We start from the raw sequence: 21,429 nt of genomic DNA on the forward strand, positions 1-21,429 counted from the left end.
GGGCAGGGCCGCGGCCGAGCGGGCTGGCGGGTTCAGTCGAGGGCGCCGTAGAGGAACCGGGCGAGGCCATCATAGGCCTGGCGGCGCGGGGTCTCAGCGGACATGAACACATCGTGCATCGCATCCGGGATCTTCTCGATCGTCACGGAGCGGCCCAGCGACAGCGCCCGGCGGGCGATGACGTCGACGTCGAGGATGATGTCGGCGGTCGCCATCGACGGGGAGAACGAGGCGCCGCGCAGGGTCGCAGCCGAGGTCTGCACAAGCGCCGGGATCGTGAGGTCGAGGCCGGCGGCGACCTGCTCATGGCCGGCGAAGATCGCCTGCAGCCACGCCGGATAGATCGGGAACCCGCCCGGCGGCTTGAGCCTCAGGTCATAGGGCAGCCGGCCGAGGGAGGCGCTGGCGAGCGTGTAGAAGTTCGGCATCCGCACGTTCAGCGGCTTCGCCGACATCGACCGCAGGCTCATCCACGCGTTCATGAGTTTGCGGGCGGCGGCATCGTACTGGAACTCCAGCCACGGCGAGTTCAGCAGCAGCGCTGCCGCCTCACCCGGGTGCCGGGCGGCCCACAGTGACAGGATGAGCCCACCGGTCGAATGCCCGTGCAGCAGCACCCGCGCGCCCGGGTTCTCCTCGCGGACGATGTCAAAGGCTTGAGCGATCTCTTCGTCGTAGTCGGTCAGGTCGTCGATGAAGCCCGCCCGGGTCTCGTGGCCGGTCAGCACTCGGCCCGGCAGGTCGTCTTCGACTCCGTCCTTGGCGGCGACGGCGAGTGCCTGGGCGGCGGCCTCGTCGGGCAGTGCGGCATCCGCGCCCGAGGTGTCGGGCGCCCAGTGCTCGGGACCGCCGGCTGCGTCGATGAGCAGGCTGCGGCCGTAGCGGCGCAGATCGATGGCGTAGAAGGCGATGCCGAGCGAGGCGTAGTAGTCAGCGAGCCGGTGGTGGAAGAAATAGTCCGACCAGCCGTGCAGATAGATGACCGCCGTATCAGCCGGGACGACGGGCTCCGGGTGCCCCGTCGGCGTGAGCGCCGGTTCGGCGGCCCGGTCGGGTGCGCCGTTGGTGCCGGCTTCCTCGTCGACGCGGACCGGGGCGATGATGACGGCGGTCTCGTCCTCGCCGACGGAGATCGGCAGCATGCGGAACCGGGATCCGAGGATGTCCTCATGCCACTGCCGCTGTGCTGCCATCTGCCCATTGTCTCAGATCAGCCTGCTCGTCCCACCCAGCCGACTCCCACCTCGGGCACGGTCACCGGACCCGGCCACCGCCTCGGGCGCGGGGAGGATATGGCACCATGACGCTATGAGTGAAAAGTTCCGCCTGCGCCCTGCGCTGAAGACGACGCCGGCCTACGTGCCGGGCAAGCCGCCGAAGGCCAAAGAGGGCCTGAAGTCCTACAAGCTGTCCTCGAACGAGCACCACATGGATCCGCTGCCGGCCGTGGCCGAGGCGATCGAGGCCGGCGGGCGCACCCCGGCCAGCTACGCCGACCCGGCTGTTGCCGAGCTCACCGCCGCGCTCGCCGAGCACCTCGGGGTCAGCGCTGATCAGGTGCTGTTCTCCGCCGGTGCCTCCGAGATGCTCAAGGCGCTCTTCCACGTCGCCGTCGACCCCGGTGACGAGGTCGTCTACCCGTGGCCGTCGTTCGAGATGTACCCGCAGCTGGCCAATCTGTGCGGGGCGAGCCACCAGCGCATCAGCGTCGATGCCGACGGCCGCCACGACCTGCCGGCGATGGCCGCAGCGATCACCGACCGCACCCGGCTCGTCATCCTGTGCTCCCCGAACAACCCGACCGGCCCGGCCCTGCGCCAAGGCGAGTTCGACGAGTTCATGGCCCAGGTGCCGGCTGATGTCATCGTCGTCCTCGATGAGGCCTACATCGACTTCTGCGACGCCGAGGATGCCGCCGACGGGCTGGCAGCCCTGCACCGCTACCCGAACCTCGCGCTGCTGCGCACCTTCTCGAAATCCTACGGACTGGCCGGTCTGCGCGTCGGCTACGCAGTGGCTGACCCCGAGCTCATCATGGAGCTGCGCAAGTCGATCCTGCCGTTCTCGGTCAGCGCCTCCGCCCAGCAGGCCGCGCTCGTCTCGCTCAAGCACAGCCAGGACATGGAGATCCGGGCCAAGGAGGTCGCCGGACTGCGCGACGAACTGGCCGCCGGCCTGCGGGCACGTGGCTTCGAGGTATTCGAAGCCCACGGTAACTTCGTGTGGCTCAACCTCGGAGACCGCTCCGATGACTTCGAGCGCGCCTGTCTCGACAACGGCCTGGCCGTGCGCAACCTCGGAGACGGTGTGCGGATCTCCGTCGGCCCGGCCGAGGCGATGCAGCGAGTGCTGCAGGTCGCAGGCGACTTCGCCGCAGACGGCGGCACGGTCACCGACGCCGGTGCCCCGGACAAGGCAGAGGGAGCACCGAAGTGACCGCCGCCCACGAAACCGCTGAGCAGGGGGCCGGTACTGCCGGGATTGAGATCGGCGTGCCGCTCGATGAGCTGGCCGCCGAACTGAGCGCCGGGGCGCTGGTGACCGACCGGGACGTCATCGGCACCTACTCGAAGGACTGGGCGCTGTTCTCCCACGTCGGCGAGGCCGCAGCCCTCGTGCGCGCCGCCTCGGTCGAGGACGTGCAGGCGACCCTGCGGTTCGCCACCGCCCACCGCATCCCGGTCGTCCCGCAGGGCGCCCGCACCGGGCTGTCCGGCGGGGCGAACGCTGTCGAGGGCTGTCTGCTGCTGTCGGTGGCGAAGATGAATGAGATCGTCGAGATCAACACCGTCGAGCAGACCTGCACCGTCCAGCCCGGTGTCATCAACCAGGACCTCAAGAAGGCCCTGACCCAGTACGGGCTGGCCTACCCGCCGGACCCCGGTTCGGTGGCGATCTCCTCGATCGGCGGCAACGTCGCCACGAACGCCGGCGGCCTGTGCTGTGTGAAGTACGGCGTCACCCGCGACTACGTCCGCAGCCTCACCGTGGTGCTCGCTGACGGGCAGGTCACCCGCGTCGGCCGGCCCACCCAGAAGGGCGTGGCCGGGCTCGAGCTCTCACAGCTGTTCATCGGCTCCGAGGGCACGCTGGGGGTCATCGTTGAGATCACCCTCGATCTCATCCCGGCCCTGCCCGACCCGCTCACGGCGATCGCGCTGTTCTCCGAGGCCGCCGATGCCGCCAGCACGGTCTGCGACTTCATGGCCACCGGTGCCAGGCCCTCGATGCTCGAGTACCTCGACGGCACCTCGATCGACATGATCAACGACTACGGTGACTTCGGCCTGCCCTCAGGCATGGGTGCGATGCTGCTCGTGCAGTCCAACGGCGACGGCAGCCTGGAGCATGCGACTGAGGAGATGGAGACCTTCACCCGGGTCGCCAACGCCTGCAACGCCGCCGAGGTCGTCTTCAGCGAAGACCCGGCTGACTCCGAACTCCTCGTCGCCGCCCGCCGCGCGGTCGGCCCGGCCGGGGAGAAGTACGCCAACGCCCATGGCGGCGGCGAGCTCATCGACGACGTGTGCATCCCGCGCGGGAAGATGCGCGAGTTCTTCACCCGCCTCGACGGCATCCGCGCCGAGTATCCGCAGGTGCTCATCGGCAATGCCGGGCACGCCGGCGACGGCAACATGCATCCGTGCGTGTTCTTCGACGCCGGCGTCGAGGAGGCCACCGAGCAGGCGCTTGCCGCGTTCGACGCGATCATGGCGCTCGGCCTTGAGCTCGGCGGCACCATCACCGGTGAGCACGGCGTCGGCTATCTGAAGAAGAAGTGGCTGGCCCGCGAACTCGACCCGGTCTCCCGGGCGATGCACGTCAAGATCAAGGACGCCCTCGACCCGCTCGGCATCCTCAACCCCGGCAAGATGCTCGGCGAACTGTGAGCTGAGGATGCAGGCGGCGACGCTGACGGCCGGCCTGGCCGCAGGATTCGCCCTCGGCCAGGCGGTCCGTCGGCTCGCCTGCCCGCCCGCCGCGCGCGAGGCGGTGCTTCCGGGAGATGACCTGCTTCCTGCCGCACCGGTCCAGGTGGACCGGGTTGTGACGGTGCGCGCCGCGCCCGAGGCGGTGTGGCCGTGGCTGGCCCAGCTCGGTCAGCACCGGGCCGGGTTCTACACGCTGCCGGTCCTCGATCAGGCGATCGGCTGCGACCCTGAAACTGCCGTGCACATCCACCCGGAATGGCAGGACGTGCAGACCGGCGACCCGTTCCCGATCGCCCCCTTCATCTCCCTGCGGGTGGCCGACGTGGTCCCGGGGGGAGCACCTCGTCGTCACGACGCGCGGCGGGACGATCGCGACGCTCGTCCGCGAGTTCTGCGATCTCGACTCCTCCTGGGCGATCGTGCTGGGGCGCAGTGGTGCGGCCACCGGACTGCACGTGCGCGCCCGCTGGCAGCCGCACGACACTCGCGCAGCCCGGCTGCTGCCGATCATCCGGGCCGCCACGACAGTCCTGGCCGCGGTGTCGCTGCGGCGGATCCGCATGCGCGCCGCCGAGCACGCCTGAGCGGATCAGCGGCGGTGCGGACCAGCGCCGAGCACGCCTGAGCGGATCAGCGGCGCTCAGATGTACTCTCCGGCGCCGATCCGGTTGCTGATCTCACCGATCCCGGTGATCTCGACCGACACCTCGTCGCCGGGTGCCAGCCACCGCTCATCGGCCATGCCCACCCCGGCTGGGGTGCCGGTGAGGATGAGGTCGCCGGGCTCCAAGGTGATGATCGCCGACAGATACTCGACAAGCTCAGCCGGGCCGAAGACGAGGTCCCCGGTCGAATCCTGCTGCCGCACCTCCCCGTTCACGCGCGTCGTCAGCGTCGCCGCCGCCGGATCGAACGCATCAGCGGTGACCACGACCGGCCCGACCGCCGAGGAGGCCTCCCACATCTTGCCCTGCAGCCACTGCTGGGTGCGCAGCTGATAGCCGCGCATCGAGAAGTCATTGGCCACCGTGTACCCGGCGATCGCCTCGGCCGCCGCGCCAGCACTGGCCCGCCGGACCTGCGTGCCGATGACGATCGCCAGCTCGCCTTCGAAATCGAGCTTCTCGTCCTCCTGCGGGGCCACCACCTCGGCGCCGGGATCGGTGAGCGAGCGGGCGAACTTCGCAAACACCGTCGGGAACTCCGGGGTGTCCATCCCGACCTCGGCGATGTGATTGCGGTAATTCAGCCCGATGCACAGCACCTTCGCCGGGTTCAGCACCGGCCGCAGCGTGCGCACCTCGTGTGCGGGGATCGCCGGCGCCGAGGCGGTGCGCGCCTGCTTGAGACCATCGGCGGCGGCGAGCAGCTGGCCGACGTCTGCGAAGCCGTGGATCGGCACATAGCCCTCGCCGGTCTGCAGTGCTGCGGTCGTGCCGCCGGTTGCGGTCAGGGTGATCGTCGCCAGTCTCATGGTGTCCTCCGTCGCTCATGCCGCAGGGACTGCGGCGCCGGTGCCGATACTCGCACCATATATTCCGTCGTTAAACTGTTGGGGTGACTTCTCAGCAACAGGACACCGGCGCCTCGGGCGCGGCCGTGCAGAACTCCGCATCCCCGGTCTGCCGGCGCGAGGACTTCGGATTCTCACTCGGCACCCGGATGGACACCGGCGGGCGGACCGGCACGATCCGCACCCCGCACGGCCAGATCCAGACCCCGGCGTTCATCCCGGTCGGCACGAAGGCGACCGTCAAGGCCGTCAAACCCGACGATGTCGCAGCGCTTGGTGCGCAGGCGGTGCTCGCCAACGCCTACCACCTCTACCTGCAGCCCGGCGCCGACCTGCTCGACGAGGCCGGCGGGCTGGGGAAGTTCATGAACTGGCCCGGCCCCACCTTCACCGACTCCGGCGGCTTCCAGGTCATGAGCCTGGGCGTGGGATTCAAGAAGGTCATCTCGATGGACATCCCCGACTCCCCGGACGACTCAGCAATGGCCGCCGACAAGGAGCGCCGGGCGATGGTCGACGACGACGGGGTGACATTCAAATCCCACATCGACGGCACTCTGCACCGCTTCACCCCCGAGGTGTCGATGCAGGTCCAGCATCAGCTCGGCGGCGACATCATGTTCGCCTTCGATGAGCTCACCACGCTCATGAACACCCGCGGCTACCAGGAGATGTCCTTAGAGCGCACCCGGCTGTGGGCCGAACGCTGCCTGGACGAACACGAGCGGCTGACCGCCGCCCGGTCCCACCGGCCGTATCAGGCGCTGTTCGGGGTGCTGCAGGGCGCCCAGTACGAGGACCTGCGCCGCAAGGCCGCCCGGGACCTCGGCGCGATGGACTTCGACGGCTTCGGCATCGGCGGGGCACTGGAGAAGGAGAACCTCGGCACGATCGTCGGCTGGGTGTGCGAGGAACTGCCCGAGGACAAGCCGCGCCACCTGCTCGGCATCTCCGAACCCGATGACCTGTTCACTGCCATCAAGGCCGGCGCCGACACCTTCGACTGCGTCTCACCCTCCCGGGTGGCGCGCAACGCCGCCGTCTACACCCGCGACGGCCGGTACAACATCACCGGCGCCAAGTACCGCCGCGACTTCGGCCCGATCGACCCCGAATGCTCCTGCTACACCTGCCGGAACTACTCGCGCGCCTACCTGCGGCACCTGTTCAAGGCCAAGGAGATGCTCTTCTCCACCCTGTGCACGATCCACAACGAGCACTTCATCGTCACCCTCGTCGACGAGATCCGCGCCGCGATCGATGCCGGCCGGTTCGCTGAATTCGAAGCCGAGGTGCTCGGCCGCTACTACGCCCCGAAGACGCCCACACCGTGAGCCAGACGCACTCGCACACCGGCACCGGTGCCCGCGCAGCCGGCAGGACAGCCGGCACGAAGGCGAGTCCCGCCTCGGGCACGGGAACCCGCGCCGCCCACGCCGACACCGGACCGGGACTCGGCATGCTGCTGACGCAGTGGATGCCGGCGATCGGCACGCTCACCGCCTTCGCGCTCTACACCGCACTGTCGATCGTCATGTGGCGGGCGAACTACGCGCCGAGCTGGGACCTGGGGATCTTCACGCAGCTGCTCGACCAGTACGCGCGCGGGCAGACGCCGATCGTCGACATCAAGGGCCCCGGCTTCCACCTGTGGGGCGATCACTTCCACCCGATCCTCATCCTCCTCACCCCGCTGTACTGGCTGGTGCCGTCGGGGCTGACGCTCATGATCGCGCAGGCTGCGCTCTTCGCCTCCTCGGTGTGGCCGATCGCCTCACTCGCCCGCGAACGCCTCGGCACCCGCGGCGGCTGGCTGGTGACGGGCGCGTATGTGTTCTCGTGGGGCCTGGTCAACGCCGTCATCGCACAGTTCCACGAGATCGCGTTCGCTGTGCCGCTGCTGGCCTTCGGGCTCGTGTGGTGGATGCGCGGCAGACGGCTGGCGGCGCTCATTGCGATCGCGCTGCTCGTCTTCGTCAAAGAGGACCTCGGCATCACCGTGGCAGTGTTCGGCCTCGTCATCTGGCTGCGCAACCGCGCTGAGACGCGTGCGGCGATCGTCCTCGCCGCCTGGGGTGTTGCCTGGACGGTGTTCGCCGTGGCGATCTTCATCCCGGCCTTCAACGTCACCGGCGGCTACGACTACTCCGGCCAGCTCACCCTTGCCGAGACGCTGACCTCCGGGCTGACGACGAAGCTCGGCACCGCCGGGTTCCTCGTGCTGGCCGCCGGCGGGATCGGGGTGCGTTCGCCGTTCATCCTGCTCATGCTGCCGACCCTGGCCTGGCGGTTCCTCGGCAGCGTCGAAGGCTACTGGGAGACCGACTTCCACTACTCGGCCGTCCTCATGCCGATCGCCGCTGTGTGCCTCATCGACGCCGCCGCCCGCCGGCACCGTGTGTTCGCGCCGTTCATCGCTGCGATCGCGGCTGCCGCGATGCTCTCGCAGACGCAGATCGAGCTCCTGTGGCGCTGGCAGGCCTTCGACCTCAATGCTGATCAGGCGATCGCCGAGGCCTGCCGGTACGATTCCGTGGCCGCTGACGTCAGGCTGCTGGCCCACCTTGTGCCGTGCACGCAGACGTTCTGGATCGGCAGCGTCGGTGACGCCGTGCCCGAGGCGGTGCTGCGCAGGCCCGACGACGTCGGGCAGCCTGTCGAGACCTGGGCTGAGGAGCGGTTCGGCGGCGACTGGACTGTCGTGTACTCAGGCGAAGGCTTCGAACTTGTCGAACGCGGCGGCCACGGCGCCCACGGCGCGGCAGGCTGAGTGGCAGCGCGGCAGGTCGAGCGGCAGCGCGGCAGGTTGAGCGGCAGCAGGGTGGAGCTGTCGTGAGGAGCGGCCCTCTGGCTTGACCAGATCACCTGACCGATCGGACCGTCACACCTCAGCGATCCGCCCACTGGGAGGTCCGCCCCACTGGGAAAGTTAGAAAAGTTATTCATGGTTTCCAGCCCTGAAACCATGAATAACTTTTCTAACTTTCAGTCACCGGCATGCGTGACCGGTCCCACGAGTTCCGCCGGTGCGCCGGTAGGCTCACTGACTCGCCCGCCGGCGCGCTGTGACTAGCTCCGTCGCCAGCCTGTTTGAGCTTCCTGTCAGAGCTTCGCGGCGTTGGCGCGCAGGTGCTCGGCCTCGTCGACGTTGCCGTAGCTGGGCTCGTGGCGCTTGAAGACCTTGATGACCTGGTACGTCAGCGGCAGGCACAGCACCTCGACGGCGACCTTGTAGACGAAGCCGACGACGATGTAGACGATGAAGTCGCTGCCGGGGATCACCCCGGCGAAGGCGATCGTGCAGAACAGCAGCGTGTCGGCGAACTCGCCCACGCCGGTCGAGCACATGAGCCTGACCCACAGCCGCTTCTCGCCCATCGCCCGCTTGACGCGCACGAGCACATACGAGTTCAGCAGCTGGCCGACGACGTAGCCGACGAGTGAGGCGAGCACGATCCGCGGGTAGAAGCCGAGCACGGCTTCGAAAGCGGCCTGGTTCTCATAGCCGGGCCCAGGCGGTGAGATGAGCACGAGCCAGAAGACGAAGCTGGCGATGATCTGGAGCGCGAAGCCGGTGATGACGGCCTTGCGGGCTGCGGCGAAGCCGTAGACCTCGCTGATGACGTCGCCGAGGATGTAGGCGATCGGGAAGAGGAAGGCGCCGCCGTCGGTAACGATCGGCCCGAACCCGATGACCTTGGTCGCGGAGATGTTCGAGACGATGAGGACGACGCAGAAGACGGCGAGCACGATCGCGTAGTACCGGCCGCGGGAGGTGGCGAAGGCCGCCAGCCGGGCACCGGCGCCGCCGGAGTCTGTGGCCGAGGTGCTGCCGGAGTCCGTGCCCGAGGCGGTGGCTGGGCGGCCGAGCGTGGGGGACTGGGTGTTTACCGCCGGGTGCTCGCTGTGCGGACCCGGCTGCCCAGATGCAGCAGGCCTGTCGGTGTTCTCAGGGTTCAACGGAGATCTCCTGTCCATTCGTCAGAGTGATGAGCTGATCGTAGGTCATGGGCACCATCGAGTCGGCAGTGCCGCCGGCGGCCCACAGCTCGGGATAGTCGCGCAATGCGACGTCGATGTAGGTGCGCACCGGGGACGGGTGGCCGCACGGGGCGACCCCGCCGATCACCTGTCCAGTCGCCGACTTCACCAGGTCGGCGCTGGCCCGGCCGAGCTTCTTCGCGCCGATGATCTCGGCGACATGGTCGGTGTCGACGCGGTGGCGGCCGGAGGTCATGATGAGCACGGCCTCGCCGTCGGCGTCGAAGATGAGGCTGTTGGCGATCGCCCCGACCTCGACGCCGAGGTACGCGGCAGCGGCCTTGGCGGTGTTCGTCTGCTCGGTCAGCAGCGTGATCTCCGCGTCGATGCCGGCGGCCTCAAGGTCCCGGGCGACGGCGGTGTTGCGTGCGTGCATGGTGTCCTTTCTCAGGTCGTGGCGGGATGGCTGGGCGGGGTCAGTCTGCGGTCTCGTGGCGCGGGGCGAAGCCGCGCCGGCGCAGCAGCGGACCGACATCCGGGCTCTGGCCGAAGAAGTCGGTGAAAGTCTCCATCGGATCGGTCGAGAAGCCCGGGGCGAGCACAGCGCGGCGGAAAGCCTCGCCTGCCTCGGGGTTGAGCCCGCCGTGTTCCTCGAACCATTCGGTGGCGAAGGCCGCGAGCATCTCGGCCTGCAGATACGCGTAGTAGCCGGCAGCGTAACCGCTGGTGAAGATGTGCGAGAAGTACGTCGTGCGGTAGCGCGGCGGCACGAGCGGGGAGAAGTTCGCCGCCTCCAGCACCGCGGTCTCGAAGGTCAGCACATCGTCGACGCGCTCGCCGGCTTCGAGCAGGTGCCAGCTCTGGTCGAGTAGCGCGGCTGCGAGGTATTCGATCGTGTCGAACCCGGCACCGAAGTCATCGGCTTGCCGGATCCGCTCGACGAGCGCCTCGGGGATCGGCTCCCCGGTCTCGACGTGACGGGCGTAGTGCGGCAGCACCTGCGGGTGCAGCGCCCACATCTCGTTGAGCTGGGAGGGGAACTCGACGTAGTCGCGCGGGACCGCGGTGCCGGCCCGATCCGGGTAGGTGCTGTCGGAGAACAGGCCGTGGAAGACGTGGCCGAACTCGTGGAACAGGGTGCGCACCTCGTCCATGCTCAACAGGCACGGCTGCCCGGCCGTCGGCCGGGTGATGTTCATCGTCATCGAGATGATCGGCAGCTCACCGGTCAGCCGGCCCGGCGAGACGAGCTGGTCCATCCACGCTCCACCGCGCTTGCCGTCGCGGGCGAAGGGATCGACGCAGATGAGGCCGATGACCCGGTCGTTCTCGACCGCCTCGTAGACGGTGACGTCCGGATGCCAGGCCTTGACCGGCTCCCCGCTCTCATCAGTGGCGAGCTGGAACTCGACGCCGTAGAGCCGGCCGGCGGCGTAGAAGACACCGTCGTGCAGCACCCGGGTGAGCTCGAAGTAGGCGGCCACCTGCTGCGGGTCGAGGGAGTAGCGCTCGCTCTGCAGCCGCTGCAGCCAGTAGCGCACGTCGGCCGGGGCGATCTGCTCGGGTGCGAACTGCTCGTGGATTGCTGCGATCTCAGCCTCGAAGGTCTGGCGAGCCGGGTTGAGGACACCGGCGAGCAGGTCGCCGACGGCATCGGGGCTGTCGGCGGTCTCATCGTCGATGGTGTATTCGGCGAAGCTGCGGAAACCCAGCAGCTGGGCGAGCTCGGCGCGCAGTGTGGTGATGTCGCTGACGATCTGCCGGGTGTCATGCTCCCCGCCGCGGCAGCCGCGGGCGATCGAGTGCTCGAAGATCCGCTGCCGGGAGGCCGGCTCATGCAGCTGCGCCAGCTGCGGCTGCTGGGTGAAGTTCAGCAGCGGCAGCACATAGCCGCCCTGTTCATCGCTGCCGTTGCCGTCCGCACCGGCGCGTTCGGCAGCAGCCTGGACTGCCGCCTCGGGCAGCCCGGCGAGTGCGGCGGCGTCGTCGAAGCGCACGGCCAGCGCCGAGGTGTCGGCGGCCAGGTGCCGGGAGAAGGCCTTCTCCAGCCGGTCGAGCTCAGCGGAGATCGCAGCGACCCGGGTCCGCTCAGCCTCATCGAGCCGCACGCCGGTGCGCACGAAGTCGCGGATGAGCAGCTCATGGTGGCGCTTGTCCTCCGGATTCAGCTCACTCGTCGGCACCGCTTCGAGCCGGGCGAACAGCTGCCCGTCGAGCAGCAGCTGCAGACGTGAGCGCACGAGCTGCTGGGAGGCAGCGGCCAGGGCGGTGCCGAACTCCTCGGTCTGCAGGTTCGACTCGAACAGTCGCATGAGCGCCTGCAGCCGGAACGCCGGTTCCTTGGCCTGGTCGATGCGGATGGTCGTGTTCGTCAGCGACGGCTCCTCAGTCTGCGCGAGGATCGCGGCGACTGCCTGCCGCTGGGCGGCGACCACCGCCTCGGCGGCGGTCGTGAAGTGACCCGGCTCGATTGCGGCGACATCGGGCAGCCGCAGCCCGACCGGACCGTGGATGTAGTCGAGCACCGGATTCGACCCCGGCGCGGTCACCGGCGTTGAGGCCAGCGCCGTTCCGTCATTCGGCGGCGTGGGCTCGGACGCGGCGGGGTGACCGTCGGAATGCACTGCGGACTCCTTCTTCTGCGCGCTCAGCGCGCGCGTATGCTGGGACTGATGAGTGAGGACGACCGGGGCTTCGAGGGGTATCGGCGCGGGGAGCCGATGACGCGCAGGATCGAGATCGGCCTGCTCATGGCGGGCCTGGCGACCTTCACTCTGCTGTACAACACTCAGGCCATTCTGCCGTATTTCGTCCGCGACTACAGCATCTCCCCGACCAGCGCTGCGCTCTCCGTCTCCGCTGCCACCGCCGGCCTGGCCCTCGGGCTCATCGTCGCAGCACCGGTCAGCGAGCGGATCGGACGCGTGCGCCTCATCCGCTGGTCGCTGCTCGCAGCCTCCATCCTCGGGATCGGCGTCGCCTTCGTCGATGACTGGGCGCTGTTCCTGCTTGCCCGCTTCGTCATGGGCGTGGTGCTCGCCGGGCTGCCGGCGACTGCCGCGGTGTACCTGCGCGAGGAGATCCACCCGTCCTATGCGACCTCGGCGACGGGGCTGTACATCTTCGGTACGACGATCGGCGGGCTGTCTGCCCGGTTAGTGACCACCGGCACGATCGACATCCTCGACCGCCTCGGACTCACCGCGGCTATGCCGCTGAGCCCGGCGCACATGGCGCTGGCGGCCACCGCGGTCGTGTCGATCATCTGCGCGGCCGCCTGCTGGGCGCTGCTGCCCGAATCCCGCGGATTCCACCCCCGCCGGCAGTCCCCGCGCGAACTCATCGGAAGCTTCGGCCGGGCCTTCCGCGACCCGGTGCTGCTGGGCCTGTACCTGACCGGCGGGCTCGGCATGGGCGTATTCGTCGGTGCCTTCAACGTCCTCGGCTTCCGCCTGGAGGCCGAACCGTACCTGCTCTCAATCGGCGCGATCGGCCTGCTCTACCTCATCTACCCGGTCGCCGGCACCGTCAGCGCACTCGCCGGCCGGGCCGCCGACCGGTATTCGCTGCGCTCGATGATGCCCTTCGGCTCGCTCATCGCGCTCATCGGCATCGGCCTGCTCATCGCCCGCCCGCTCGTCGTCATCATCGTCGGCATGGCAGTGCTGGCGATGGGCTTCTTCATCATGCACTCGCTGGCCTCAGCCTGGGTGGCGGTGCGTGCGAAGGCCTCGGTCGGGGTGCCGGCGCAGGCGGCATCGATGTACATGCTCTTCTACTACGGCGGCTCCTCGATCAACGGCAACCTGGCACCTGCCGCATGGGAGCTCGGCGGCTGGACCGGGGTGACGATCCTCATCGGCGCGATGATGGCTGTTGCCTTCGTCATCGCGCTGCTGCTCGGCCGCTCCCGGCCGGTCGTCACCTGAGGTGCGCGGCGGGTTCTCCACCGCTCCCGAGGCGGTGGCCGAGTTGTGTGCGAATCCCCAGTCGGTGCCTGTTGAGATCTGCATCACACGCTCATAGGGTGAGGGTACGCCGCGCCCCTGCGGCCTGCAGCGGTGCTGTCGCACCCCTCCAACCGTCTCAATGAGGAGCATCCATGACTGTTTACGCGCAGCCGGGATCTGAGGGCGCCAAGGTCGCCTTCGAGTCCCGTTACGACAACTACATCGGCGGCGACTGGGTCAAGCCGGTCAAGGGCAACTACTTCGAGAACATCACCCCGGTCACCGGCAAGGCCTTCACCGAGGTCGCACAGTCCACTGCCGAGGATGTCGAACTCGCCCTCGACGCCGCACACAAGGCCGCGCCGGCCTGGGGCAAGACCTCGGTGGCTGAACGGGCGGTGATCCTGAATAAAATCGCCGACCGGATCGAGGAGAACCTCGAGATGCTCGCGGTCGCCGAAACCTGGGACAACGGCAAGGCGATCCGCGAACCGCTCAACGCCGACCTGCCGCTGGCGATCGACCACTTCCGCTATTTCGCCGGTGCGATCCGCGCCCAGGAGGGCACGCTGTCCCAGATCGACGAGGACACCGTCGCCTACCACTTCAAGGAGCCGCTCGGCGTCGTCGGCCAGATCATCCCGTGGAACTTCCCGCTGCTCATGGCCGTGTGGAAGCTCGCCCCGGCCCTGGCGGCCGGCAACTGCGTCGTGCTCAAGCCCGCTGAGCAGACCCCGGCCTCGATCATGGTGCTCGTCGACCTCATCGGCGACCTGCTGCCGCCGGGCGTCCTCAACGTCGTCAACGGCTTCGGTGTGGAGACCGGCAAGCCGCTGGCCTCGAACAAGCGCATCGCCAAGGTCGCCTTCACCGGTGAGACCACCACCGGCCGGCTCATCATGCAGTACGCCTCCCAGAACCTCATCCCGGTGACCCTGGAGCTCGGCGGCAAGAGCCCGAACATCTTCTTCGCCGACGTCATGGCGGACAAGGACGCCTTCTACGACAAGGCGCTGGAGGGCTTTGCGATGTTCGGCCTCAATCAGGGCGAGGTGTGCACGTGCCCGTCGCGCGCACTCGTGCAGGAGTCGATCTTCGATGAGTTCGTCGAGGCTGGGCTCGAGCGCGTCAGGGCGATCAAGCAGGGCAATCCGCTCGATACGGATATGCAGGTCGGTGCGCAGGCGTCGAACGACCAGTTCGAGAAGATCAAGTCCTACCTCGACATCGGCAAGCAGGAGGGCGCCGAGGTGCTCATCGGCGGCGAGGTGCTCGAGCTCGACGGCGACCTGGCCGGCGGCTTCTACATCCAGCCGACGGTGTTCAAGGGCCAGAACTCGATGCGCATCTTCCAGGAGGAGATCTTCGGGCCCGTCGTCGCACTGACCTCGTTCAGCGACTACGACGAGGCGATGTCGATCGCCAATGACACCCTCTACGGCCTCGGCGCCGGCGTGTGGAGCCGCAGCGGCAACGTCGCCTACCGGGCCGGCCGTGAGATCCAGGCCGGACGCGTGTGGGTGAACAACTACCACAACTACCCGGCGCACGCGGCCTTCGGCGGCTATAAGTCCTCGGGCATCGGCCGGGAGAACCACCTCATGATGCTCGATCACTACCAGCAGACGAAGAACATGCTCGTCAGCTACTCAGAAGACGCCCTCGGCTTCTTCTGATCCTGCCACCTGCGACGGGCCGGGCCGACGCACAGCACCTGTGCCGGCCGGCGGCCAGACCGCTCGCCGACCCGCGGTCAGATCGCTCGCCGGCCAGGCTGCCGGCCCGGCCCGTCGCAGCAGCACAGTGCACGCATGTGCACGGAGATGAGGTCCGATGTCCGATGACACCACCATCGCCGAAGGAGCCGCCGCAGCGGCAGCAGATCCGGCCGTGCTCGACTCCGCGCCGACGATCGAGGGGGAGACCCGTTCACGGGTCGCCCTGACGGAGGCGGCCGTCGAGCTGCTCCAGCAGCTCATCGACCAGCACGGGGACCTGATGTTCCATCAGTCCGGTGGCTGCTGTGACGGGTCGACGCCGATGTGCTTCCCCGCAGGGGAGTTCCTCACCTCGGATGCCGACGTGCTGCTGGGCCGGTTCGAGATCCCGCGGCCGGCCGGCACCACCTCGGAGCTGGAGTTCTGGATGTCAGCCGAGCAGTTCAACTACTGGAAGCACACGCATCTGACCGTCGATGTCGTGCCCGGGCGCGGCGCCGGATTCAGCGTCGAGACGCCGACCGGCAAGCGGTTCCTCATCCGCTCGACCCTGATGGACGTCGACGAGGGCTGACCGCACCGCCGGGACACGACTGGGGCCAGGAGAGTGAATCTCCTGGCCCCAGTCAGCTGTCTGTCTGCCGGCCCGCTCGGTGCCCCGCCCCCGGCGCGGTGGTCTCGCGGTATTGCGGCGCGGCGGTGCTGCTCAGTCGAGCGCGGAGAGCTCCTGCCACTCATCCCAGTCGTAGACCCAGTCGGAGACGTCCGAGTCCTCCTTCGACAGGGACACTGAGGAGCCTTTGACGATGACCGGGTCGCCGTAGATCGCCGAGTCGTAGTACTCTTTGGCTCGCTCATTGGTGAGGTTGATGCAGCCGTGCGAGACGTTCGCCGAGCCCTGCGAGCCGGCAGACCACGGCGCACCGTGGATGAACTCGCCGTTGTTGTGGATGCGCACCGCCCAGCGCACCGGCGTTGAGTACCCCCAGCGCTCCGAGGTCATCGTGTAGTTCGCCGCCTTCGACATGACGATGTGGGTGCCGTTGTACGACGGTGAGCGGGCTGCGCCGAGCGAGGCGGGGTAGTCCATGATCGTCTCATCCCCGCGGGTGACGATCATCCGGTGCGTCTTGGCATCAGCGGTCACGGTCTGCTCGCGGCCGATCGAGAAGTCCAGCGAGACGTCCTTCTCACCGAAGCGCGTCTGCGAGAACGGCACGTCCTCCAGAGCCATCTTCACCTTGACCTTCGAGTGCTCCGGCCAAAACTCCTTGGGCCGGTAGTGCACCCGCGAGATCCCATCGGTGTCGTACAGCCAGCCCCACGAACCCTCGACCTCGCGCTGCTTGCCGTCCTCGTCGGTGACCTCGACGGACAGCCGGTGCTCGATGTCATCGCGGTAGGACTCCGGCACAGTCGCACCGATGTTCACGATGATCGGGGCGGCCACGCCGACCTCCTGGTCATCGCCGATGACGGTGAAAATCCGCGCCGAACGGCCCTGCGGTTCGGTCGTCGTGATCGTCCCCGAAGCCTCATGCGTGGCACCATCCGGGGCGACGGTCGTCGCCGTCCACTCGTAGGCGGCGTTGCCGGCCAGCCCATAGCTGGAAACCCAGCGGGTGCCCTGACCATCGGCATCGCCGCCGCTGGCAGCGCTGTCGTTGCTGCCAGTGCTGGCGCCGCTGGGAGTGCCGTCTTCGCGGTCAGTGCTGTCGCCGGCGGGAGTGCCGCCTGCGCTGGGAGTCGCGCCTGCGCCTGAGGTGCCGCCGCCGGCGTTGGCGCTCTGAGTCTCCGTCGCCGAGGCGGTGGCCGGGGCGCTCGGGTCGCTTCCCTCGGTGCCGGAGTCGAAGGTGCCGTCGACGCTCACCTCGGGGTGGTCGGCGTCGGTGACGGTGACCTCGGTGAATTCGCCGCCGGACACCGTCAGCGCGAAGTGCCCGCTGGGGTCGAGTTCGATGCTCTTGCCATCAGCATCTGCTGCGCCGGTGGTGCTGTCTGCCTCGGGTGTGCCGCTGGAACCCGCCGCCGAGGTGGGTGTGGCGGAGGCGTCGTCATCGTCGACGACCGAGACCGTCACCTCGGGTGCGGGATGCGGATCCGCGCTCGGAGCCGCGCTGGGTCCGCGCTCAGCATCGGGTGTCGCCGTGCAGGCGGCGAGGACGATGGCGAGCGAGACGCTGAGGCCGGCAACGAGGGGGCGGCGACGGAGCATGAGGGACCTTTCTCATGGCAGTGGAGACGATGCACATTCGCAGAACTGCGAGGGCAGGAATGGGAAGGCGACAGCACAAATATAGGAAGCGCGATGTAACGGCTGTGGAACAATGCGCGCTCTCAGCCCGCCGATCGGCGAGCAGATGGCATGTGACCTGCGCAAACAGTGTTGAGGGATGTTGCGCAATTGTGACAGCGCATGAATGCGAGGACTCCCCGTGCACCCGCCAGAGCTCGCTTACCCTTGCTGCCTTCCGGCCCTGGGGGAGTTCACAAGATGACGCCACACGGGGAGCCGCATAACAGTCTAGACCAGGCAGGGACCGAACCAAAAACGCCGGAGCCGGCCACCGCCTCGGGCACGGGAGACGGGCTACAGTGAGGGTGTTGACAGGGGAGTGCCCGCGCGGGCACTGAGAGTGCACAGACAGACCCTACGAACCTGATCCGGGTGATACCGGCGGAGGGAGATCACATGACACAGATCCACACGACCATTCGCGTTGCGGCCGATTCCCCGGCCGGGCGGCTGCGGCTCGGCGACAGCGCCGGGCAGTGGGACGCCGCAGTCGGGCACCGCTTCGTCGACGAGCTGTTCGCAGGCACCATCGACGATGCGGTGCTGGCTGGCTACCTCGTGCAGGACTATCAGTTCTTCGACGCGTTCCTCTCGATGCTCGGCGGGTGTGTGGCGCACGCCGACCGGCTCGACTCCAAGCTGCGGTTCGCCGCCCAGCTCGGGATGCTCGCAGCCGATGAGGACGGGTACTTCCAGCAGGCCTTCACACAGCTCGGCGTGACCGAGGACGACTGGCGGAACCCGCAGCTTTCGCGCGCGGCAGCCGGGTTCCAGGCCGAGATGTACGACGCGGTCGCGCAGGCCGCATACGCCGACCTGCTCGTCATGCTCGTCATCGCCGAGTGGCTCTACCTCGACTGGGGTGAGCGCGACGCCCCGCTGCCCGAACGCTATGTGCACTCCGAATGGATCGAGCTGCACCGCGGGGAGGCGTTCAGCTCGTGGTGCCAGTTCCTCGTCGATGAGCTCAACCGGGTGTGGCCGGCTGCCGAGGCCGCGGGCCGGGCTGCGGAGCTCACCGCCCGCTGGGAGCGCACGGTGGCCCTGGAGCTCGACTTCTTCGACGTCACCTATGAGGGCCGCGGCAGCTGACCGGTACGAGGGCCGCGACAGCTGACCGGGCGAGGTGCCTCGGCGAGGTCTCGCCGACTGTGTCAGCACAGCGAATGGGCGGGCTGGGGATCACTCCCAGCCCGCCCGTTCGTGACCTGAGGTCGGCCAGCCTGCGCGGTTCAGGCGTTGCGGTCGCTGGCACCCGGCTGCAGACCTGAGTCCTTCTCCTCGCCCTTCTTCTTGTCCTTCTGTTCATCCTTCGGCGGGTCCTTCTTCACCGGCCCGCCGTTCTTCTGGATCTCGGCGATGTCCTTGCGCATCTGCGGCAGCTTGGCATAGAATGCGTCACCTGGGCAGTCGGTCTGGCCGAGGTCGCGGTGACCGGAGACGACGTTGATCTTCGTGCCCTTGAGCGTGGTGGTGCCGCCGGCATCGACACCGGAGAGCGCGAGCTTCCAGGCGATCGCATGCTCGACAGCGTCCAGGGTGGCCTGCGGGGGCGCGGATGTGCCGTAGCTGCCGATGACCGAGATGCCGAAGCTGCCCTGGTTGTAGCCGACGACGTGCGCGCCGACCGGGTTCTTCTTCAGCCCGCCGCCGCGGCCCTCCCACAGGCGGCCGTACTTGTCGGCGAGCATGTTGTAGCCGATGTCGTCCCAGCCGCGGCCCTGCTGGTGATAGTGCTGGATGCCGCGCAGGATCGCCGGGACGTCCTCGGCCGTGTAGTCGTTCGATCCGTCGGTGTGGTGGACGACCGCTGCCTGCACTTTGCTGGTCATCGCCGGATCCGACTTCGGTTTCGCGGCACCCCAGGCCTTGCGGTGCTCGATCTTCGGGGCCTTCACACCGCTGTCCTTGGCGACGGTCTGCGCTGCCGCGCCGCCGGGTGCGTAGGCCATCGTCGCCGTGCCCGAGGCGGCAGGCGCCTGGGCATCCGAGGCTCCGGCCGCGCCATCGGTCACCGGGGTGTTGAACTCAACGGCGGTCTCATCACCGCTCCAGCGCTTCGGGTCGATGCTCAGGACCTTCGCCTCGTGCGGGGTGGTGCTGCCGAGGATGCGCAGCTGCGCGGCGTCCATCCCGGCCATCGAGTACGGTTCGGTGCCCGAGGCGCCGGGCTGTTCGGGGTCGTTGTCGGTGTCGAGACCCGACCAAGCACTCCACTCACCGCCGGTGCGGGTGCGGATCTCCACCTCGGCGTCCTCTGCCCCTCGCCACACGACCCCGACGATGCCGGGAGCGTCATCGGCTGGCTCGACGACATCGGACAGGGCGGCGATCGTGCGGCCGTCCTCGGTGATGTCGGAGGCCGAACCGTGGATCGCGTCCGTCTGTGAGCCGCCGTCCGGCGCCGAGGCACCGGTCGCGCTGGCAGGGTGGGCGAGCGGCTGTGCCAGGGCGGCGGTGCCGTTGGTCCCGGGTGCGGGTGCGCGCAGCAGGGAGGGCAGGAACGAGAACTGATCCGCGCTCTGCTGGGCGGCTGCGGATTCGGCTGCCGCTGAGCGGTCGCGGGCACCGGGGATCCCGATGCCGGAGTCGCTGATCTCGGCGAGGTCGATGGCGTTCATCTCAGGCTGCGGGTCCGCGCCGAAGGCGGCGGACGGTGCGAGCCCGAGTCCGGTCAGCATGCTGGCGGCGACCGCAGTCGCAGCCGCAGAAGCGATATAGCGCATGTATGCCTTTCAGGGAAGGGGAAGACAGGCATTCCGGCGGCGCCGGCGCTGGCTGCACAGGACTCGCCGTGTGCCACTATGGCACGCCTGTGCCCAGATGTCTCGGGTTGGGGTGCGGGGAGTCGGCAGTCGTTGCCGAATCGAGTTCTTCGAACTCTGCGACAGGAATCGTGCTGTGCGGTCCGGTGGCTGTGCCCGCGGCAGTGGCCCGGTTGGCCAGGCGGACTGCCGGCTGCGCTGCCGGTCGCTGGGGCTCGATTTCGCTTACCGTTCGGATTCCGGTAAGATTTCCTGCGGAGGATTCGCCTAGCGGCCTATGGCGCACGCCTGGAACGCGTGTTGGGTTAACGCCCTCAGGGGTTCAAATCCCCTATCCTCCGCGCGAGATAAAGGCCCCTGACCAGGGAAAACGTGGTCAGGGGCCTTCGTCGTCTCCGGGTGGGGCACATCACGGCTGGAAATCACCGGGTCCGTGGAGCTCAGCGCCGAGCGTCGACTCCAGGACGTCCATCGTCTTCTCATCAGCCAGGCTCACGTAGGCAGTCCACTTCTCCTCATCGTGCGTGAAGAAGGCGGCTTCGTAGTCATCCTGCACGGACGGCAGCGTCTGGTGGAAGTCGGAATCGACGTCAGCGCTGTCAGTGAAGAACCGCAGCAGCACGTGCTCCTCGCCGTCGGGATACATCTCGGTCGGAGCCGAGCGCACACAGTCCACGGCCACCAGCGATCCTTCCAGCGGACCGAACAGGGCATCGTCCTGGAGGTCCTCCACGAGCCGGCTCCACTCGTTCAATGGCGTGCCGGGGGCGAACTCCTCCCTCTTGCTGCAGGCGCCGCGCCCCATCACCGACTCAACCGCGGCACCGACCTTCTGCTCGACGGCAGACATGGAATCTGCCTTCGGGCCCGTGCCCCCACCGTCTTTCTGCGCCGAGCTCGTGGCGTCGTCGGTTACGAGCTGTTCGCCGCTGTCAGACGTGCCCTCCCCGGCTGTGCCCTCGGCGGCAGGGCTGGGAGTGGATTCGGCCGGTGATTGCGAGCTGCTGCCGCAACCAGCCAGCAGCACAAGCGACGTGAGGAGTGCAGCGGAGAGGACGGGAGGTGTGCCAGGACGCATGAGCGGTGCCTTTCTGGGCGTGCAGAGTTCCGAGTGCGACGTTCGCATCGATCCTATGGCACCCGGTATGTGCACTGCCGACTGCGGAGGGATCCCGCATCTGCCTGGCTGCAGTGTCCTCAATGCCGAACCCGCGATCCGATGAAGGGCAAGCAGTCGAAGACTGCAGCCAGCCGTTTTGGGTGCCGTCTTCACC

The 21,429-nt window shown here is 68.3% G+C and carries 17 protein-coding genes, 1 tRNA gene, 1 other RNA gene and 1 riboswitch; of the genes, 10 read left to right on the plus strand and 9 right to left on the minus strand.

The window, feature by feature from the left end; translation table 11 throughout:
• Positions 1-32 precede the first annotated feature (32 nt).
• Positions 33-1,193, minus strand: a complete 1,161-nt coding sequence (locus H9634_RS06630) for an alpha/beta hydrolase (RefSeq protein WP_191725925.1) — start codon at positions 1,191-1,193, stop codon at positions 33-35.
• Between the two features lie 115 nt (positions 1,194-1,308).
• Between H9634_RS06630 and hisC the strand changes: the two genes are divergently transcribed.
• Genes hisC through H9634_RS06645 form a run of 3 tightly spaced genes read left to right on the plus strand, consistent with a single transcriptional unit; the run spans position 1,309 to position 4,557 of the window.
• Entirely contained in the window at positions 1,309-2,436 is a 1,128-nt protein-coding gene (hisC, locus tag H9634_RS06635) for a histidinol-phosphate transaminase (RefSeq protein ID WP_191725926.1), read from the plus strand.
• On the plus strand, positions 2,433-3,890 hold the full coding sequence (locus H9634_RS06640) for an FAD-binding oxidoreductase (RefSeq protein ID WP_318245024.1): 1,458 nt from the start codon (positions 2,433-2,435) through the stop codon (positions 3,888-3,890). The genes hisC and H9634_RS06640 overlap by 4 nt, the downstream gene beginning before the upstream one ends.
• Before the next feature lie 7 nt (positions 3,891-3,897).
• Positions 3,898-4,557 (plus strand): hypothetical protein, encoded by a 660-nt coding sequence (locus H9634_RS06645; protein ID WP_191725927.1) that lies wholly within the window; start codon positions 3,898-3,900, stop codon positions 4,555-4,557.
• Between the two features lie 15 nt (positions 4,558-4,572).
• Here the strand turns inward: H9634_RS06645 and H9634_RS06650 are convergent, their stop codons facing one another.
• Positions 4,573-5,406: a fumarylacetoacetate hydrolase family protein gene (locus H9634_RS06650; protein ID WP_191725928.1), complete on the minus strand. Its 834-nt coding sequence runs from the start codon at positions 5,404-5,406 to the stop codon at positions 4,573-4,575.
• Between the two features lie 188 nt (positions 5,407-5,594).
• Here H9634_RS06650 and tgt point away from each other — a divergent pair, with 188 nt between their 5' ends.
• Positions 5,595-6,779 carry a tRNA guanosine(34) transglycosylase Tgt gene (gene tgt, locus H9634_RS06655; protein WP_191726040.1) on the plus strand — a complete coding sequence of 395 codons (1,185 nt, stop codon included), beginning with the start codon at positions 5,595-5,597 and terminating at the stop codon, positions 6,777-6,779.
• Positions 6,776-8,215 (plus strand): DUF2079 domain-containing protein, encoded by a 1,440-nt coding sequence (locus tag H9634_RS06660; protein ID WP_318245026.1) that lies wholly within the window; start codon positions 6,776-6,778, stop codon positions 8,213-8,215. Before tgt ends, H9634_RS06660 begins: the two co-directional genes overlap by 4 nt.
• Before the next feature lie 332 nt (positions 8,216-8,547).
• On the opposite strand, the gene H9634_RS06665 is transcribed toward H9634_RS06660, so the two are convergent.
• The 3 genes from H9634_RS06665 to H9634_RS06675 form a co-directional block, all read right to left on the minus strand.
• The gene (locus tag H9634_RS06665; RefSeq protein ID WP_191726042.1) at positions 8,548-9,237 is read right to left on the minus strand and encodes a queuosine precursor transporter; all 690 of its coding nucleotides are present in this window, start codon (positions 9,235-9,237) and stop codon (positions 8,548-8,550) included.
• Positions 9,238-9,394: 157 nt separating this feature from the next.
• A complete protein-coding gene (locus H9634_RS06670; RefSeq protein WP_191725929.1) occupies positions 9,395-9,862 on the minus strand; it encodes a YbaK/EbsC family protein in 468 nt (155 codons plus the stop codon).
• A 40-nt stretch (positions 9,863-9,902) separates the two neighbouring features.
• Positions 9,903-12,050, minus strand: a complete 2,148-nt coding sequence (locus H9634_RS06675; RefSeq protein WP_191725930.1) for a M3 family metallopeptidase — start codon at positions 12,048-12,050, stop codon at positions 9,903-9,905.
• Positions 12,051-12,098: 48 nt separating this feature from the next.
• On the opposite strand from H9634_RS06675, the gene H9634_RS06680 reads away from it, so the two are divergent.
• From H9634_RS06680 to H9634_RS06690, 3 genes are all read left to right on the plus strand, one after another.
• Positions 12,099-13,355, plus strand: a complete 1,257-nt coding sequence (locus H9634_RS06680) for an MFS transporter (protein WP_191725931.1) — start codon at positions 12,099-12,101, stop codon at positions 13,353-13,355.
• A gap of 173 nt (positions 13,356-13,528) precedes the next feature.
• The gene (adh, locus tag H9634_RS06685; RefSeq protein ID WP_191725932.1) at positions 13,529-15,052 is read left to right on the plus strand and encodes an aldehyde dehydrogenase; all 1,524 of its coding nucleotides are present in this window, start codon (positions 13,529-13,531) and stop codon (positions 15,050-15,052) included.
• A gap of 157 nt (positions 15,053-15,209) precedes the next feature.
• Entirely contained in the window at positions 15,210-15,668 is a 459-nt protein-coding gene (locus H9634_RS06690; RefSeq protein WP_175293220.1) for a DUF779 domain-containing protein, read from the plus strand.
• Positions 15,669-15,800: 132 nt separating this feature from the next.
• Here H9634_RS06690 and H9634_RS06695 read toward each other — a convergent pair whose 3' ends face one another.
• Both H9634_RS06695 and ffs read right to left on the minus strand, forming a co-directional pair.
• Positions 15,801-17,309 carry an Ig-like domain-containing protein gene (locus H9634_RS06695; RefSeq protein ID WP_191725933.1) on the minus strand — a complete coding sequence of 503 codons (1,509 nt, stop codon included), beginning with the start codon at positions 17,307-17,309 and terminating at the stop codon, positions 15,801-15,803.
• 206 nt (positions 17,310-17,515) lie between these two features.
• An RNA gene (gene ffs, locus H9634_RS06700) (signal recognition particle sRNA small type) lies at positions 17,516-17,611 on the minus strand.
• A gap of 82 nt (positions 17,612-17,693) precedes the next feature.
• A riboswitch (TPP riboswitch) is annotated at positions 17,694-17,798 on the plus strand.
• On the opposite strand from ffs, the gene H9634_RS06705 reads away from it, so the two are divergent.
• Positions 17,787-18,482 carry a TenA family protein gene (locus tag H9634_RS06705; protein ID WP_191725934.1) on the plus strand — a complete coding sequence of 232 codons (696 nt, stop codon included), beginning with the start codon at positions 17,787-17,789 and terminating at the stop codon, positions 18,480-18,482. Its footprint overlaps the riboswitch before it by 12 nt.
• Before the next feature lie 140 nt (positions 18,483-18,622).
• Here H9634_RS06705 and H9634_RS06710 read toward each other — a convergent pair whose 3' ends face one another.
• The gene (locus tag H9634_RS06710; RefSeq protein WP_191725935.1) at positions 18,623-20,116 is read right to left on the minus strand and encodes an N-acetylmuramoyl-L-alanine amidase; all 1,494 of its coding nucleotides are present in this window, start codon (positions 20,114-20,116) and stop codon (positions 18,623-18,625) included.
• A gap of 295 nt (positions 20,117-20,411) precedes the next feature.
• Between H9634_RS06710 and H9634_RS06715 the strand changes: the two genes are divergently transcribed.
• Positions 20,412-20,496 (plus strand) — tRNA-Ser (locus H9634_RS06715).
• 68 nt (positions 20,497-20,564) lie between these two features.
• Here the strand turns inward: H9634_RS06715 and H9634_RS06720 are convergent.
• Complete coding sequence (locus H9634_RS06720; RefSeq protein ID WP_191725936.1) at positions 20,565-21,005, minus strand: hypothetical protein; 441 nt, start codon at positions 21,003-21,005, stop codon at positions 20,565-20,567.
• Positions 21,006-21,429 lie beyond the last annotated feature (424 nt).

The organism is Brevibacterium gallinarum, from assembly GCF_014836885.1.
Classification (GTDB): Bacteria; Actinomycetota; Actinomycetes; order Actinomycetales; family Brevibacteriaceae; genus Brevibacterium; species Brevibacterium gallinarum.